The sequence below is a fragment of the Microbispora sp. NPDC046933 genome, from assembly GCF_040644635.1.
Taxonomy (GTDB): Bacteria; Actinomycetota; Actinomycetes; order Streptosporangiales; family Streptosporangiaceae; genus Microbispora.
This window is the reverse complement of record NZ_JBEYWW010000001.1, coordinates 251,074-266,261: the sequence shown is the minus strand read 5'-3', so window position 1 is coordinate 266,261 and position 15,188 is coordinate 251,074. Positions and strand designations below refer to the sequence as shown.

Genomic DNA, 15,188 nt, shown 5'->3' with positions numbered 1-15,188 from the left:
TATGGAGGTGGTATGTCCGTGACCGAAGTCGCTCCTAACGTCGGTGAAAAGGAGTCCTTCAAAGGAGGAAGCGAATGACACGGACGATTCAGCGGCTGGCGGACCGGATGGTCGCCCGGCTGGTCCCGGCCACCCGCGCGGAGGCGATCAACTGCTGGTACGAGTACTCGGGGACCTGTGTCCAGCGCTACTGCTGCAGCGGGTCGGAGATCCCCGGCGGCCGCTACTGCACTCCGTGGCGATACACCTGCTGAACGAGCACAGCGGAGCGCCCCGTGAAAGCGGGGCGCTCCGCTTTCGCGCCGCCCCTAAACGAAGGCCGCCGAATTGCCGCTCTCGCGTTTTCCGGCGGTTCGGGCGATCTCCATGGCGTACAGGCGGGTGAGGCCGTTCATCCGGTAATGGTCGGGGGCCGTCGACTTCATCAGGCGGAGATCGGCCAGCCTGCCGAGCGCCGTCCACGCCGTCCGCCGGTCGCACCCGAGGAGCCCCGCCGCGGTCGCCGACCCGCAGTCGGCCATGCCTCGCTCGCCGAGGCGGTGGAACAGGGCGAGCGCGCTGCCGTCCGCCGTTCCCCCGCACTGCAGCAGGGCCTGGTAGTCGAGGTCGATGGCGCTCCGAACGGAAAGATCACCGCAGGTCAGCAGGTTGAGCCGGTGCTCGTCGTCGGCCAGCATGTCGGCGAACGCCGCCAGCGTCCACTCCCGCCTGACGGCCAGTCGCTTGCCCGCGATCCGCAGCGCGAGCGGCAGGTTGTCGCAGAGCCGGGTCACTCTCCTCACCTGCTCGGGGTCGACCCGGTCCCGGCCGCAGAGCCGGACCAGCAGCTCGTACGCCGCGTCGTCCGTCAGGGGAGCGAGCGGCAGATGGTCGACATCGTCGAGCGCCGCGAGCACCGTCCGGCTGGTGATGACGAACCAGCAGTCCGGGCAGGCGTCGATCAGAGGACGCAGTTGCCCCTCGCCGGTGGCGTTGTCAAGGAGGACGAGCACCCGCCTCGTGGTCGTGGCGGTTCTGAACTGGAGCACCGCGTCGCCGAGGTCCGGAGCGATCTGGTCGACCGCCAGCCCCAGCAGGCTGAGCAGCCGCGCGAGCGTCTCGTACGCGCCGGGCCGGGGAAGGGACCGCAGATCGACGTGGAGCACGCCGCCGGGGAAGTCCGGCGCCGCCACCTGGACGGCATGCAGGGCCAGGGCCGACTTGCCCACCCCCGCCGGGCCGTGTACGGCGACGGGCCGCGGGGGAGAGACGGCGATCGCGGCCACGAGCTCATCCAGCTCGAACTCCCGGCCCACGAGACATCCGGGACCCGCGACCGGCGCCGGCCCCGTTTTCGGCCTCGCTTCCGGCCCTGCTTTCGGCCCTGCTTTCGGCCCCGCTTTCGGCCCCGCTTTCGGCACGGACGCCGCTCGGGACGGGTCGAGGGCGGGAAGCGGGGAAACCGGACAGAGCGCGGGGTCCCGGTTGAGTATGCTCCGGTGCAGCTCGGCCAGCTCCGGTCCGGGCTCGACGCCCAGCTCCTCCGCCAGAGACGTTCGCGCCTGCCCATAGGCGGCCAGCGCGGCCGCGGAGTCGCCGGTGCGGTACAACGCGAGCATGAGGCTGCCCCACAGTCGCTCCCTGGTGGGATAGGCGGCCACCGTCTCACGGAGCTCCGGCACCGCGTCGGCGTGCTCGCCCCGCATGAGGCGGGCCTCGGCCCGCGCCTCCAGGGCCAGGCAGCGCTGCTCGGCGAGCGCGTCCAGGCGCGGGCCGAGCGCCGCCGACCTGGGCACGTCCTCGGCCGGTGCGCCCCGCCACCGGGTGAGGGCCGCCGACAGGTGCCGCAGCGCCGCCTCCGGCCACCCGGCGGACAGCGCCTGCTTGCCCTGCCGCAGGGCATCGGCGAACTCGGTCACGTCGAGCTCGCCGGCGTGCACGGCGAGGACGTAGCCGGGCGGCCGGGCCGTCAGCCGGTCGCCTTCGCCGAGCGCGCGGCGCAGCCGGTTGACGTAGGTGCGGACGTTGGCGACGGCGGAGCGGGGCGGCTCCTCGTCCCACAGGGCCATGACCAGCCGGTCGATCGACACGACCCGGTTGGGTTCGAGCAGCAGCGCGGTCAGCAGGGCGCGCTGTTTGGGTGAGCCGAGCGGGACCAGCCTGCCGTTCCTCCTGACCTCGACCGGGCCCAGCAACCCGAACCGGAAGTTCAATCCTCCCTCCGGAAGCCGGGGGCGGACGTTCGCTTCACCCGATGATCGGTGCACGAGGGGACCTCCATGGGCGTCTCGCGAGGAGCGTCTGGGGAAAGCACAACGAAGATCGCTGGCCCTGCGAGCTCTCACAAGGTCCGCGAGTGTCCGGAACAGTCCGGGACGCGGCGGGCTCCGAGGCGATCCACGGCCGGAAGACTGCTCGGGATGTGGCCGGGGATGTCCGGTGGAGCTTTGTTCTGTGTCTGTCCCGTGCGGCGCCGCGACCCCGGCTCGGGTCGCCGCCGCCCGCGGACCGCGGTCCTGCCGGGCGCGTGATTAGGGGAGCACCAGGCGGGAACCGACTACCGCATGACGGGTACGGGCGACGGGGGCCTGTCCGACCGCATTCTCCAGGTGGCGACCCGCCTGTTCGCCGGGCTGGGCTACGACGGCACGGACATGCGGCAGATCGCCGACGCCGCGGGCACGGACGTGGCCTTCGTCCGGCAGCGGTTCGGCGACAAGCGGGGAATCTACCTCGAGGTCATGGATCGCATGAACAGCGCTCACAACGCCGTCCTGGAAAAGGGGATCAAGGACATCGTCGGCGCCCCGCCCGAACAGAAGATCGTCGCCCTGCACCGGCTCCTCGACCGGTACGTCGACTTCTGCTGTCGCCAGCCGGAGTATCCGGCGCTCTACACCCACAGGTGGCTCTCCGACGCCAGCGACATCCCCGAGTTGGAGCCGATGTACGCCGCGCCGGCGGCGCAGTTCGTGATCGACACCATCGCACCCCTGGCGACCGCCCCGGACGTGGACGTGGACTACACCATCAACTCGGTGATCTGGTGCGTACACAGCTTCGTGCAGAGCGGCGTGTACGACCGGTCGGGCCGGCGCTACGACCACGACCACCCCGGGGCGTTGTGGCGCTTCCGCAGCTACCTGCATCAGATGGTCCACCGCACCCTCCGCCTGCCGGGGGAGCCCCCGCCGGTCGGCCGTCCCTCTCGTAGGTGAGAAGGCCGGGTCGCGGAGACCTTGACGGCCCCTGGGCGCGGTGAGAGCATCACCACCGATGTTTGCGTAAACATGCCCTGTTTCCAGCTCTAGATCCCCCGTGTCCCTCATGTTTACGTAACCATCGCGGGTGATGTTTACGTAACCACGTCAACTCCCCAGGCCTCGCCGTACTGCGAAAGAGCCTCCCCTGACCCCCGTCCACCCCCGAGCCCCCCGAAGGAAACCCCCCTGATGAGAATCGAAACGCGGCGCTGGGTCGCCGCGATCAGCACGGCCGCCGTGGCCGTGGGCGGCGCGGTCACCGCCGGAGCCGCGAACGCCGCATCGGCCGAGACCGCGACGGCCGCGACGGCCGCGCTCCAGGCCGTCACCGTACGCCCCGACCCGTCCTACCAGGGGCAGCCGTTCGAAGGATGGGGCACCAGCCTCGTCTGGTTCGCCAACGTGACCGGCGGTTACCCGGACGAGATCCGGCAGAAGCTCGCCGACATGCTCTTCGGCGAGGACGGGTTGAACCTCAACATCGCCCGCTACGACATCGGCGGCGGCAACGCCCCCGACGTGCGGGACTACCTGCGCCCCGGCGGCGCGGTGCAGGGATGGTGGAAGGCCCCCGCCGGCACCACCCGGAACGACACAAGCTGGTGGAATCCAGACAACCCAGACCACTGGAACTGGGACGCGGACCAGACCCAGCGGTGGTGGATCGACCGCATCAAGAACGACGTCGACCACTGGGAGGCGTTCAGCAACTCGCCGCCGTATTTCCAGACGGTCAGCGGCTACGTCTCGGGCGGGTTCAACGCCTCGCAGGACCAGCTCAGGACCGAGAAGATCGACGACTACACGACCTACCTCGTACGGGTCGTCGAACACCTGGAGCAGGCGCACGGCATCGAGATCGGCACCATCGACCCCTTCAACGAGCCCAACACCAACTACTGGGGCACCTCGCTGAACTCCGCCGGTCAGCCGGTCGGCGGGCGGCAGGAGGGCGCGCACATGGGCCCGGCGCTGCAGCAGCAGGTGATCCGCTCGCTGTCCCAGCGGCTCCAGGGGTCCGGCGCCGGTGCGGCGATCTCGGCGATGGACGAGACCAACCCCGGCACCTTCGCGACCAACTGGAACAGCTATCCCGGCGACGTGCGGTCGCAGGTGGGCCAGCTCAACGTGCACACCTACGGGACGTCGCAGCGCACCACCGTTCGCGACATCGCCAAGGGCGAGAACAAGCCGCTGTGGATGAGCGAGGTCGAGGGCTCCTGGGGCGACGGCCAGAACTTCGAGAGCATGGCGCCCGGGCTCGGAATGGCCCAGCACATGATCGACGACCTGCGGGAGCTGGAGCCCTCGGCGTGGATCTTCTGGCAGCCGGTCGAGGACTACGACAACATGAAGCCGGGCGGTGAGTCGGCGAAGGGCATGAACTGGGGCAGCATCCAGATCCCCTTCAACTGCACGGCGCAGGACACCCTCGCCACCTGCCCGATCTACACGAACACGAAGTACAACACCGTACGCAACTTCACGCACTTCATCCGCCCCGGCGACCGGCTCGTGAAGGTCGACGACACCAACAGCGTCGCGGCCGTGTCCAAGAAGGGCGCGACGGTCGTGTACGTCAACAGCGGCACCGCGCCGCGCTCGGTGACGATCGACCTGTCCGCGTTCAGGACCGTCTCGCCGCACGCGACGGCGACCCCCGTCGTCACCAGCGCGGGCGGCGCGCTCCAGACCGGCGCGCCGGTGGCGGTGAACCGCGACAGCCGTTCGGTGACCGTGCAGGTCCCCGCCGAATCCGTGTCGACGTTCCTCGTGGACGGCGTCAGCGGCGTGGCGAAGGACGCCCCGCTCATCCAGGACGGGCACGTCTACCGGTTCCAGGGGGTCCAGAGCGGCAAGTCGCTCACCCCGGCCGACGGCGCGGCGGGCACGGTGATCCGCACCACGGACCCGGCGAGCGCCGCCCAGCTCTGGCGGGTGCGGAAGCTGACCGACGGCGCGAGCAGCCGTGCGCGTTACTCGATCACGACTGCGGCGGGGGATCGCCAGTTGACCGTCCAGAGCGACGCGCTCACGCTGGTCGAGCCGCAGCCTGAGCCGGACCCGTCCGGGCAGTGGATTCTCTCCACCACCGGCGACGGCACCTACACGTTCGTCAACGTCGCGACCGGACGTGTGGTGGACGTCGGTGGTCAGGCCACCGGCGACGGAGCCGCCGCGGGCGTGTGGCAGGCCACCTCCGGGGCCAACCAGCGCTGGCAGATCACCGACGAGACCGTCCAGGAGGTGCGGGCCGCGCAGGTCTTCACCACGCCGGGCACCGCGCCGGCGATGCCGGCGACGGTCGTCCCGGTCTACCGGGACGGCGCCCGCGGCACCCTCCCCGTCACCTGGACGATTCCGGCGGACCAGGACTGGACCAGGCCGAAGACGACGAAGATCTCCGGCGTGGCCACCGACCCGCTCGGCCGCCGGTACGAGGCCAAGGCCGTGGTCACCGTCGACACCCTCGTGTCGACGCAGCCGGCCCGCGCCAAGACGTACGTCGGAGGCCGGCCCGAGCTGCCGGCCCAGGTGACCGCCGTCGGCGGTCTCGGCGGCACGGTCGAGCGTTCCGTCACCTGGGACGTGCCGGCGGAGAACGCCTTCGACCACGTGGGCGTCGTCACCCTCTCCGGAAAGGCGGACGCGGGAGACGGGAAGACGTTGCCGGCGACGGTGCGCGTCCAGGTGACGCGGCCGGTGGAGGACAACGCCGCCCTCGCCGACGGCACGTCCGTCACGGCGACGTACACCGAGCCCGGATACTCCACCGCGGGCCTGCGCAACGGCAACCTGACCGACAAGGCCTGGTCGAACTGGAAGTCCGGCACGAAGAACACCGCCGACACGATCACCGTCACCCTGCCGAAGCCGCGGACGATCGCCCACGTCGCGACGGCCTTCTACAAGGACGGTTCGTGGGAGAGCTACGCCAAGAGCCTGAAGATCCAGGCCCGGAACGCGCAGGGCGCCTGGGTCGACGTCAGCGGTGACGTGGCGGTGCCCACGGGCGGGGCCAGTGGGCCGGTGGTGGACGCTCCCGTCACCGCCACGACCACCGACGCCGTCCGGGTCGTCCTGACGGCCCGGCCCGACACGCACATGACGATCAGCGAGATCCAGGTGTTCGCGGCGTCGCCCGGTGTCTCGTCGGACGCCCGCGCCGAGACGATCACGGCCGACGGCACCCCGCTGGCCGGGTTCGATCCGGAGACCACGTCCTACCGGCCGGCCTGGCGGGGGCGCCTTCCCGAGGTCACCGCGGTGGCCGCGGACCCGTACGCCACCGTCGTGGTGAACCAGGCGGCCAACCCCGGCCGTACGGCGACCGTCTCGATCACCAGTGAGGACGGGGCGCAGTCGCGGACCTACCGCATCGAACTGCCCCAGCACTAGCCATATCGAGCGGCCCCGTCCGGACGCCCTTCTGGGACGTCCGGGCGGGGCCGTCGGCTTCTGTTGACGATGTTCCGCCTCCCGGTCTAACTTCGTCTCTGTAAGGGACGAAGTTATCCCGTTGTGTTTCGGGGGCTTCGTCGTGGGCGTGGTAGTAATGAGATCCGCGGAGGAGGCCGTACAGACAGAGTTGGTGCACCATGACCGAGCGGTACCTCGGCGTCGTCGGCGTCGGTGAGGCGCTGGGCGTGAGCAGGCACGCGGTGCACAAGTGGCGCTCCCGCTATCCCGGCGGTTCGGAGCGCCCGTTCCCCGAGCCCGATGTCGAGATCGACGGAACTCCCGGCTGGCGGCCCGACCGGCTGGCGGAGATCATCGAGTGGCGCAACGGCCTGCCGGGCCGTGGCGCGGGCGGCGGCCGTCCCACCGCCGCACGACAGGAATACCTGAAGGAAGCGGCGGCGCGAGGCATGGACCGTGACGAGGCGCTGCGCGCGCTCGTCACGCTGGGCGAAGAGTTTCCCGAGATGACCGAGCCGGAAATCTGCGCCTGGCTCATCGGGCACTGGCGGAGATAGCACTTCCCCCGATCAACCCTCGTCACGAAGGCGATGACGCATGCCCGGAATCGGCGGCGAGACCGCACCCGGATTCGAATCAGTACGTGAGGCGTTCGCGGCCAACCTGTCCGGCGGCCAGGAAGTGGGCGCCGCGGTCGCCGTCTACCTGCACGGCCGGAAGGTCGTCGACCTGTGGGGCGGGATCGCCGACCCCGCGCCCGGCCGCCGCTGGGAGCGCGACACCCTGCAGGTCGTGTTCTCCACCACCAAGGGCGTCACCGCCGCCTGCGCGCACCTGCTGGCCGAGCGCGGCGAACTGGACCTGGACGCACCCGTGGCCGACTACTGGCCGGAGTTCGCGGCATGCGGAAAGGACCGGATCCCGGTCCGCTGGCTGCTCACCCACCAGGCCGGACTGCCCGCGCTCGACCACCCGATCACTCCGGCGGAGGCGATCGCCTGGGACCCCATGGTGACCGCACTGGCCGCCCAGCGGCCGCTGTGGGAGCCGGGCACCGCGCACGGCTACCACGCCCACACGTACGGCTGGCTGGTCGGCGAAGTGGTCCGCCGGGTGGCCGGCCGCAGCCTCGGCACGTTCCTCGCCGAGGAGATCGCCGCACCGCTCGGCCTGGACCTGTGGATCGGGCTGCCGGAATCCGAGCGGCACCGGGTCAGCCGGATCGTCGCCGCCCCGATCGACCTCGACGCGCTGGCCGGGATCGACCTGGACGCCCTGCCCGAGCCCGCACGCGAGGTGATGAGCGCCTACGCCGATCCCACGTCGCTGACGATGCGGGCGATGACCGTCGTCACGCCGATGCTGAACCACGACGACCCCGCCGAGCAACTCGCGGAGATGCCGTCGACCAACGGCATCTGCACCGCCCGCGCGCTGGCCCGCTTCTACGCCGCGCTCATCGGAGAGGTCGACGGGCATCGCATCCTCTCGCGGGACACCCTGGCGGCGGCGACCGCGGAGCAGGTCAGCGGCGTGGACCGCGTCCTGCGCGTGCCCGTCCGGATCGCCACCGGTTTCGGGCTGCCGACGCCCGACGCCTTCTGGTACAGCCCGACCGCTTTCGGGTTCCCCGGCTACGGCGGATCGCTCGGCTTCGCCGACCCGGCGACCGGCCTGGCCTTCGGCTACGTCATGAACCACATCCAGGAGGGCGTACCGGACCGGAGAGCCGCCACGCTCCTCGACGCGGTCCAGAGTGCGATCAGGGCCGGGGCCCACTAGCACCTGTGTTTCTACAGAAGTGTGGTTCTGTGAACTACACTTCTGTGACGGGGGTGCCTGTGGTTTCCAAGCCTGAACGAATGTTCGATCGAGTGCGTGAGTGGCAGGGGCTCGCCTCCTTCGTGTCGGCGAGTGCGATGAGCGGGGCCACACTCGGGATCGTCAGCGGGCGCCGCAGGCAAGGAAAGAGCTTTCTCCTGCAGGCATTGGCGGAAGAGACCGGTGGCATGTACTTCGCCGCCACCGAGGCTACGGAGGCGGAGTCGCTCCGGCTCTTCGCGGACGCGCTCGTACGGCATACGCGGGAGGTGCTGGAGCGTCCCTTTCGCGACTGGAACGACGCGATCGCGGAGTTGTTCCGCAGGTTCCGAGGCCGGCCGACTCTGGTGGTCGTGGACGAGTTCCCCTTCCTGTCCAGAGTCACCCCGAGCCTCCCCTCGATCATCCAGCGCGAACTCGGCCCGGGCGGCAGCGGACGGGACAGTTCCGCGAGACTGATCCTCTGCGGCTCCGCCATGGCGGTCATGGGCGGGCTGCTCGCGGGGCAGGCGCCGCTGCGGGGGCGGGCCGGGCTCGAACTGGTCGTCCAGCCGTTCGGCTACCGTGACGCCGCGCGGTTCTGGGGGCTCACAGACCCGCGCCTGGCCGTGCTCGTGCACTCGATCGTCGGGGGCACCCCCGCGTACCGGTTCGAGTTCACGCAGGGCGACGCGCCCACCGGGCCGGCCGACTTCGACTCCTGGGTGGTCAGGGCCGTACTGAACCCGCAGAAGCCTCTCTTCCGTGAGGCCCGGTATCTCCTCGCGGAGGAGCCGGACATTCGCGATCCGGCTCTCTATCACTCCGTACTGGCGGCGATCGCCAGTGGAAACACCACGAACGGCGGCATCGCGAGCTACATCGGCCGCAGGTCGGACCAGATCACCCATCCGCTCAACGTCCTCGAGGACTGCGCGCTGGTCGCACGTGAGCCGGACGTCTTCCGCCAGGGCCGTTCCCGCTACCGCATCGTCGAGCCCCTGATCACCTTCTACGAGGGCGTGATGCGGCGGCGCTGGCCGGAGTTGGAGGCGTACCGCGGTGAGATCGTGTGGGGCTCGGTACGGGAGACCTTTTTGGCCCAGATCGTGGGCCCACACTTCGAGGCCCTGTGCCGCGACTACGCCCTGAACGCCGGAGAAGACGTGTTCAGGGGTTTTCCCGCCACAGTGGGCGCGGGCACCGTGAACGACCCGGAGAACCGCAGTCAGATAGAGATCGACGTGGCGGTCTTCTCTCCTCCTGACGGAGGCCGGGCGGGCAGGCTGCTGTCCCTGGGGGAGGCGAAGTGGGGGGAGACGATGAGCCACCACCACGTGGGGCGGCTGGCCCGGGCCCGCGACCTCCTCGCCGCCAAGGGCTACGACACCCGCGACACGATTCTGGCCTGCTACAGCGGTTCGGGCTTCACCGCCGAGCTGCGGGCCTCGGCCGCCGAGGACCCCGGTATCCGCCTGATCGGCCTGGACGACATCTACGCCCCGGGGGAGCTCGGCTGAGGCCCCGCCGGTCACGCGGGCCGTCGGCGGACGGCTCGCATGACCCTTGGCCGTCGGCTCGATAACGAGTGCCGGCCGAGCCGTTACTTCTTGCAGATGTTCTGGGTGGCGGTGCGGGCGGAGGGGGTCGTCTGCGGCGTGGGCGTCGCCGGCGTGGCGGAGCCCTCCGGCGCGGCCACCACCGTCACCTTCTTCACGTCGTGGTTCTTCTGGCCCACGACGACCTCGATGCCGGTGACGTCCGGTTGCTCGCGCAACTCGGCGCCCGGGATGGCGGCGGCCACCGTACGCGCCGAGTCCTCGCGGCCGGGCGGGTAGCGGATCACGGTGGTGGCGAAGTCGCGGCGGGCCGTGTCGCCGGGCGGCGACGGCACCATGAACCCGGCCTCGACGAGACGGGCCTTCGTGGCCGCGCCCAGACCCGTGATGAGCGTCCCGTTGAGCACCTTGACCGAGATCCGCCCGGGCGGGATCGTGAGCGCCGTCGGGGAGGTCGTCGGGGAAACCGCCGGGCTCGCCGACGCCGCGGGGCCGCCCGAGGGTGACGCCGAGGCCTTCGCCGACGGCTTGACGAGGGGCTGGTCGGCGTCGATCCGCTGGAACAGGTCGCGGGCGGCCGTCTTGTCCCACAGCACCGCCGACTCGCCCGTGGGCGCGTGGTAGTTCACGTCGGCCAGGGGCACGGTCGCGAACGCCACGTCGTCGGTCGAGACGTCCTTGAACTGGTTCACCATGCCGAGCAGGTCCTTCTGCAGGGCCGGGTCCACGGTGAGCGTCTTGAACGTGGAGTCGAGGAACCCCTTCAGCCTGACCGGGTTGGCCAGCGTGCCGCCGCTGAGCGCCTTGCCGAGCAGCGCGGAGATGACCTGCTGCTGCCGGTCGATCCGGTCGAGGTCGGAGCGCGCGGTGGCCCTCGTGCGGGCGTACGCGAGCGCGTTGACGCCGTCCAGCGTGTACGTCCCGGGCTGCAGGTTCAGCTTGGTCTTCGGGTCGTCGATGGCCACCGGCGTGCAGACGGTGACGCCGCCCAGCGACTCCACCACGCCGATGAACCCGAGCACGTTCACCTCGATGTAGTGGTTGATGCGCAGCCCCGTCGCCTGCTCCACGGTTTTCACGGCCAGTTTGGCGCCGCCGAACTGGTACGCCGAGTTGATCTTGTGCTCGCCCTTGCCGGGGATCGTCGTCCAGGTGTCGCGCGGCAGGCTGACCACGGTCACCTCGCGGTGGTCCTCCGACAGGTGGATCACCATCATCGTGTCGGTGCGCTCGCCGACGTCGCGGCCGAGGTGGAGCTGGTTCTGCTGGCGCCTGCTCAGGTTGTCGCGCTTGTCCACGCCCACCAGCAGGATGTTCATCGCGCCCGTGGATTCGGCCTCGCTCGTGCCGGCGTCCACCGCCTGGATCTGCCTGGCGGCGTAGTTCGACGTCACCCACGTGACGCCCGAGCCGATCAGCACGACTCCGGACAGCGAGCCCGAAATGACCAGGGATCGGAGGCTTGACCTCCGCCGGCGGGCACGCTGCGCCGTCACCCTCACGCCGCCGTACCCGTCGCCCCCTACGCGGACGCCGGAGTCCTCCTGATCGTCGCCGGGCATTCCCGTCCTCCGGTTGCCGTCTCCACCCCTCCGTACAGTAGCGTGAGCGCCGCCATGAAGCCCTTTCCCGACTCGCGACAGTCGAGCCAGAATCCCGCGCGGCCCTGGCCGCCGGTATCGGTGATCATGCCGGTGCTCAACGAGGAGCGGCACCTTCGCGACGCCGTACGGCAGGTCCTCGAACAGGACTACGAGGGCCCTCTCGAGGTCGTCATCAGCGTGGGCCCCTCGCATGACCGCACACAGGAGGTCGCCGACGCCATCGCGGCCGAGGACCGCCGCGTCGTCGTCGTGCCGAACCCCACCGGCCGCACCCCCAACGCGCTGAACGCCGCCATCGCCGCCTCCCGCCACCCCATCATCGCGCGGGTGGACGGGCACGCCATCCTGCCCCGCGACTACCTCCGTACGGCCGTGGAGACGCTGGAGCAGACCGGCGCCGACAACGTCGGCGGCATCATGGCCGCCGAGGGAATCACGCCGTTCGAGCAGGCGGTGGCCTGCGCCATGACCTCGAAGATCGGCGTGGGCAACGCGCGCTTCCACACGGGCGGGGAGGCCGGCCCGGCCGACACCGTCTACCTGGGCGTCTTCCGCCGCAGCGCCCTCGACCGGGTCGGCGGCTACGACGAGCACTTCCTGCGCGCCCAGGACTGGGAGATGAACCACCGCATCCGGGAGACCGGCGGGCTGGTGTGGTTCCAGCCGAAGATGCGCGTCACCTACCGTCCCCGGCCCAACGTGCGCGCCCTGGCCAAGCAGTACTTCCACTACGGCCGGTGGCGGCGGGTCGTCTCCCGCACCCACCAGGGCACGATCAACCTCCGGTACCTCGCCCCGCCCGCCGCCGTGGCGGCGATGGCGCTGGGCCTGGTGGTCTCGCCCTTCTTCTGGCCAGGCCTGGTCATCCCCGGGGGCTACCTCGCGGCGATCCTCGCGGGCTCGGTCCTCACCGGACGGCAGTTGCCGCCCGCCGCGCTCGCACGCCTGCCGGTGGTGTACGCCACCATGCACATCTCGTGGGGGACGGGCTTCCTGACCAGCCCCCCGAAGCTCAGCAAGCCCCGCCCCAAGCCCCAGCGGGCGAGGCTAGAGGACCTCTTCGAAGACTGAGGTGTCCAGCGTGAAGCCGATCGGGTGGGGGACGTGGATCTCCCGCCCGAACGGCACCGTCGAGGTCACCTGGTAGAGGCCCTCCTTGGGGTCGCTGTAGACCGTGACCGACGCGGGCCTCGTCAGCGGGTCCACGAGCAGCATCACCGGGACCCCGCCCCCGGCGTAGATCGCCGGTTTCTTGAGGCGGTCGTCCTCCGCGCTGCCCTTCGAGACCACCTCGGCCACCAGCATCAGCCCCGAGGAGAGCAGTTCACGCTCCCCCCAGCGCGGGCAGCCTCGCGGAGCGAGCACGAGATCCGGCACCACCGGCTCATTGGTCCCGTCGAGGCACACGCCGACGTTTCCCGTCCACGCCTGCCAACCCGCGGTCGTCCATGAGCGGCAGGAGCGCCTCGAACAACTGCATCGCCGCCGACGCGTATTCGGGAGCGTCCCGTAGGCGGGTGACGAGCCGGCCGTCGATCACCTCTGTCTGCAGGCCGGGCAGCGGAGGCAGCGCGTCGTACAGCTCGCGCGGGGTTCTGGGCAGCGGCCGGCCGGGCACCGGTGCCAGTGCGGGCCCGGGCGGGGCTTCAACGGCATCCATATGGCTCTCCTCGGCTCTTTCAGTCACGGGCGGAAGGGGCGAGGGCTTCGAGGCCCAGAGAGCGGGCGCGGGCCTCGGCGCGGGCGACGGCGCGCCGTACGGCCTCCTCGAAGCGGGCCAGCGGGTCCGGGTGGTCGGCGCCGAGCAGGTAGGCGCGCAGGGCCCGCCGGGCGGCGGCCATGTCGTCCTCTCCCGGGGCGCCGAGACGGCGCAGGATGTCGGGAAGCTCCGCCAGGTCGGGCCCGAGCAGGTACGCCGCCCCGGCGGCCGGGTAGCGCTCGCGGAACCGGTCCGGCGGCAGGTCCGCCACGTTGGCCACGACGTACGGCTTGCCGCTGGCCACGAAGTCCGACACCACGCTGGAGATGTCGGAGACCATTACGTCGGCCTCGTTGAAGCACTCGTACAGGGACGGCTCCCGGCCGGTCACCGCCAGGTGCGGGATGCCGGTGCTCTCGCTCAGCAGAGCCATGATCTTCCGGTGCGCCGCCCTGGCCGCCGGTGAGCGGTGACCGGTGAGCGGGTGGGGCTTGTAGATCACCCGCACCGGCCGGCCGAGCAGGGCGCGCACGATCGCGGGTCCCATGGCGACGAGCGAGCTGTGGAACAGGTCGTCGCTCCACCCCTCCCATGTGGGGGCGTACAGGACGGTCCGGTACGGCGCGGCTCCCTCAGCGTAGGGGCTGGTGCGCAGCACCCCGGCGAGCTGGGGGCGGCCGACCTCCTCGACGGCCTCGTCCCGCACGCCCACCTGGGCGCGCAGGTAGCGGTCCCGCCCGGCCGGCCCGGCGACCCAGACCTCGTCGTACACCTTCGTGTAGGGGTTGAAGGACGCCTCCTTGTCGCTGTCGCCGTGGCCGATGAACACGCTCCGCACGCCCGGCACCCGGAGCATGTGGATGTTGTTGCCGACGTTGGCGGGGAACAGCGCGACCCGCACGCCGTCGAGCGCGCGGAAGTTCATCAGGTCGACCGACGAGGGGATGCACACGACGGGCAACGTCGTCGCGCCGAGGGCCGTGACCAGCGGCCGGTCGCGCAGCACCACCAGCGTCCTCGGGGTGATCCGCTCCAGCGTGCCGAGCCACATGGTGGCCTGGTAGGCCGACGTGGCCGACCCGGAGAAGTACATGACGACCTCGGGCCGGTAGGCCGTGATCCAGTCGTCCACGGCGGCGAGGAGCCGCCGCCGGTCGCCCAGGTGCCTGGCGCGCCTCGCGTGGGCCAGCAGCGCGGCGACGGCCGCGGCCTCCAGCGCCAGGGCCACGGCGGCGCCCGCCGCGCCCATCCAGCCGAGGCCCGTCCAACGCAGGCCCGTCCCCAGACCCGCCGCCCCGGCCGCGGCGGGCACGACCGCGAGCGCGTCGAGGAGGAGCAGCCGGGCGCCCCGCCAGGTGAGCAGCGCTTGGGGCGGCGCGGGCGGGATCCGCAGCGCGGGCAGGTCGATGTTGCGGGTCACCACCGGCATCTGGTTGTGCCGGCGGTCGACGTGCTCGGCGAGCCACGTCTGCACGGCGCGCAGGCCGTGGAACAGGAACAGCCCGGCCGCGAGCGCCGCGAACCACCACGGCCGCCCCGGCGCCAGCCGCGCCAGCAGCACGACGGCGGCCGTCTCACGCGACAGGAAGCGGACCGTGGCCCCGAGATGGGCCCGGCTCAGCGCCCCCGCCGCCCGCCCGGGCAGCGCGGCCTCCGCGGCGTACGACAGCGGCACGAGCACCGCGAAGGTCGCGGGCAGCGGCCACACGGCGGCCGCGAGCAGGGCCGGATAGGACGCGAGCGTGAGCGCGGTGAACACGCCCCTGCGCCCAGCGGCCAGGCTTCTCAGCGCCGGCCGCCGGACCAGCGCGACCAGTGCGTTCGGGGCCCTGCGCCCCTTGATGTTTCCCCCCATGGGCGAGCG

General features: G+C 71.2%; 12 protein-coding genes. 7 read left to right on the top strand and 5 right to left on the bottom strand.

All coding sequences use genetic code 11. From position 1 onward, the window contains the following. Positions 1–74 precede the first annotated feature (74 nt). Positions 75–254 carry a hypothetical protein gene (locus ABZ857_RS01125; protein WP_357035480.1) on the top strand — a complete coding sequence of 60 codons (180 nt, stop codon included), beginning with the start codon at positions 75–77 and terminating at the stop codon, positions 252–254. A 54-nt stretch (positions 255–308) separates the two neighbouring features. Here the strand turns inward: ABZ857_RS01125 and ABZ857_RS01120 are convergent, their stop codons facing one another. Beyond that, positions 309–2,192, bottom strand: a complete 1,884-nt coding sequence (locus tag ABZ857_RS01120; RefSeq protein WP_357035477.1) for a BTAD domain-containing putative transcriptional regulator — start codon at positions 2,190–2,192, stop codon at positions 309–311. Positions 2,193–2,543: 351 nt separating this feature from the next. On the opposite strand from ABZ857_RS01120, the gene ABZ857_RS01115 reads away from it, so the two are divergent. The 5 genes from ABZ857_RS01115 to ABZ857_RS01095 all read left to right on the top strand — a co-directional run bounded on the left by ABZ857_RS01115 (position 2,544) and on the right by ABZ857_RS01095 (position 9,982). Next, a complete protein-coding gene (locus tag ABZ857_RS01115; protein WP_357035474.1) occupies positions 2,544–3,197 on the top strand; it encodes a TetR/AcrR family transcriptional regulator in 654 nt (217 codons plus the stop codon). 234 nt (positions 3,198–3,431) lie between these two features. Continuing rightward, the gene (locus ABZ857_RS01110) at positions 3,432–6,641 is read left to right on the top strand and encodes a glycoside hydrolase (RefSeq protein WP_357035471.1); all 3,210 of its coding nucleotides are present in this window, start codon (positions 3,432–3,434) and stop codon (positions 6,639–6,641) included. A gap of 200 nt (positions 6,642–6,841) precedes the next feature. Continuing rightward, entirely contained in the window at positions 6,842–7,219 is a 378-nt protein-coding gene (locus tag ABZ857_RS01105; RefSeq protein WP_357035468.1) for a hypothetical protein, read from the top strand. 40 nt (positions 7,220–7,259) lie between these two features. After that, positions 7,260–8,444: a serine hydrolase domain-containing protein gene (locus tag ABZ857_RS01100; RefSeq protein WP_357035465.1), complete on the top strand. Its 1,185-nt coding sequence runs from the start codon at positions 7,260–7,262 to the stop codon at positions 8,442–8,444. Between the two features lie 80 nt (positions 8,445–8,524). Further along, the gene (locus ABZ857_RS01095; RefSeq protein WP_357035462.1) at positions 8,525–9,982 is read left to right on the top strand and encodes an ATP-binding protein; all 1,458 of its coding nucleotides are present in this window, start codon (positions 8,525–8,527) and stop codon (positions 9,980–9,982) included. An 83-nt stretch (positions 9,983–10,065) separates the two neighbouring features. Here the strand turns inward: ABZ857_RS01095 and ABZ857_RS01090 are convergent, their stop codons facing one another. Continuing rightward, the gene (locus ABZ857_RS01090; RefSeq protein ID WP_357035460.1) at positions 10,066–11,583 is read right to left on the bottom strand and encodes an LCP family protein; all 1,518 of its coding nucleotides are present in this window, start codon (positions 11,581–11,583) and stop codon (positions 10,066–10,068) included. 54 nt (positions 11,584–11,637) lie between these two features. On the opposite strand from ABZ857_RS01090, the gene ABZ857_RS01085 reads away from it, so the two are divergent. After that, entirely contained in the window at positions 11,638–12,696 is a 1,059-nt protein-coding gene (locus ABZ857_RS01085) for a glycosyltransferase family 2 protein (RefSeq protein ID WP_357035457.1), read from the top strand. Here the strand turns inward: ABZ857_RS01085 and ABZ857_RS01080 are convergent. The 3 genes from ABZ857_RS01080 to ABZ857_RS01070 are packed head-to-tail and all read right to left on the bottom strand — an operon-like array spanning position 12,673 to position 15,179. Further along, complete coding sequence (locus tag ABZ857_RS01080) at positions 12,673–13,002, bottom strand: Uma2 family endonuclease (protein WP_357035454.1); 330 nt, start codon at positions 13,000–13,002, stop codon at positions 12,673–12,675. The two genes, ABZ857_RS01085 and ABZ857_RS01080, sit on opposite strands and share 24 nt — an antisense overlap. 7 nt (positions 13,003–13,009) lie before the next feature. After that, positions 13,010–13,285 carry a hypothetical protein gene (locus tag ABZ857_RS01075; RefSeq protein WP_357035451.1) on the bottom strand — a complete coding sequence of 92 codons (276 nt, stop codon included), beginning with the start codon at positions 13,283–13,285 and terminating at the stop codon, positions 13,010–13,012. 19 nt (positions 13,286–13,304) lie between these two features. Continuing rightward, on the bottom strand, positions 13,305–15,179 hold the full coding sequence (locus ABZ857_RS01070) for a CDP-glycerol glycerophosphotransferase family protein (protein ID WP_357035448.1): 1,875 nt from the start codon (positions 15,177–15,179) through the stop codon (positions 13,305–13,307). Positions 15,180–15,188 lie beyond the last annotated feature (9 nt).

Coding starts and splice junctions, on each gene's coding strand:
- ABZ857_RS01070 (WP_357035448.1), bottom strand. CDS start 15,179: ATGGGGGGAAACATCAAGGGGCGCAGGGCCCCGAACGCACTGGTCGCG.
- ABZ857_RS01095 (WP_357035462.1), top strand. CDS start 8,525: ATGTTCGATCGAGTGCGTGAGTGGCAGGGGCTCGCCTCCTTCGTGTCG.
- ABZ857_RS01125 (WP_357035480.1), top strand. CDS start 75: ATGACACGGACGATTCAGCGGCTGGCGGACCGGATGGTCGCCCGGCTG.
- ABZ857_RS01090 (WP_357035460.1), bottom strand. CDS start 11,583: ATGCCCGGCGACGATCAGGAGGACTCCGGCGTCCGCGTAGGGGGCGAC.
- ABZ857_RS01110 (WP_357035471.1), top strand. CDS start 3,432: ATGAGAATCGAAACGCGGCGCTGGGTCGCCGCGATCAGCACGGCCGCC.
- ABZ857_RS01085 (WP_357035457.1), top strand. CDS start 11,638: ATGAAGCCCTTTCCCGACTCGCGACAGTCGAGCCAGAATCCCGCGCGG.
- ABZ857_RS01115 (WP_357035474.1), top strand. CDS start 2,544: ATGACGGGTACGGGCGACGGGGGCCTGTCCGACCGCATTCTCCAGGTG.
- ABZ857_RS01100 (WP_357035465.1), top strand. CDS start 7,260: ATGCCCGGAATCGGCGGCGAGACCGCACCCGGATTCGAATCAGTACGT.
- ABZ857_RS01105 (WP_357035468.1), top strand. CDS start 6,842: ATGACCGAGCGGTACCTCGGCGTCGTCGGCGTCGGTGAGGCGCTGGGC.
- ABZ857_RS01075 (WP_357035451.1), bottom strand. CDS start 13,285: ATGGATGCCGTTGAAGCCCCGCCCGGGCCCGCACTGGCACCGGTGCCC.